Raw genomic sequence first — 748 nt, 5'->3', positions numbered from 1 at the left:
TTGCGCGCCTGCCACGCCTTGAGCGTCTGACCGGTCGATCGTACCACCTCGAGCGCGCGCGCGACGCGGGTGGTGTCCGCAGCGTTCAGCCGCGCGGCGGCCTCGGGGTCTTCGGTCTGCAGCGCGGCATAAGCCTCCGCCACCGGCAGCGCGCGCACCGCCTGCCGAATCGCGGGATCGATCGGCGGGACCGGCGCGATGCCGTCGAGCAAGGTGCGCAGGTACAGGCCGGTGCCGCCGACCAGGATCGGCAACACGTCTGCGGCATGCGCTGCCGCGATCTCGCCCCGCGCATCCTCCGCCCATCGCGCGGCGGAACAGGTCTCGGCTCCGTTGATATAGCCGAACAGCCGGTGCTCGATCCCGCCCATCTCGTCTTCAGCGGGGCGTGCCGAAAGTACCGCGAGGTCGGCATAGACCTGCGCGCTGTCGGCATTGATGATCACCGCGCGCTGTCCGCGAGATTGCAGAAATTGCGCATAGCGCACCGCCAATCCGCTCTTGCCGCTGGCGGTGGGTCCGGCAATAAGCGCCAGCGCCGGACGGGTGTTGTCGGCGGTCTCGGGGGAAATGTTCGTGCCCATCGCCACGCTGATAGCAGCAGACAGCCTGCCTGCGGGAGAGCTAAACGCCGCTGCCGACCGATTGCACGCGGCTGGCCTCGCGATCGGCGAATCGCTCTGGATCGAGCCGGGCCGGGTGGGCGAGCTGCACTTTGCCGGTGACCGCGCCGCCGCCGATGCCGCGC

Annotated in this window: 1 protein-coding gene; it reads right to left on the bottom strand. The window is 69.9% G+C overall.

Features of this window, described 5'->3' with window-relative positions:
- Positions 1–584: tRNA (adenosine(37)-N6)-dimethylallyltransferase (locus tag AX735_RS22080; protein ID WP_446471848.1), on the bottom strand; the 584-nt coding region annotated here is incomplete at its 3' end.
- Positions 585–748 lie beyond the last annotated feature (164 nt).

The organism is Blastomonas sp. CCH1-A6, assembly GCF_001556365.1.
GTDB lineage: Bacteria > Pseudomonadota > Alphaproteobacteria > Sphingomonadales > Sphingomonadaceae > Blastomonas > Blastomonas ursincola.
The sequence above is the reverse complement of the archived record's forward strand: the minus strand, read 5'-3'. Positions and strand labels throughout refer to the sequence as shown.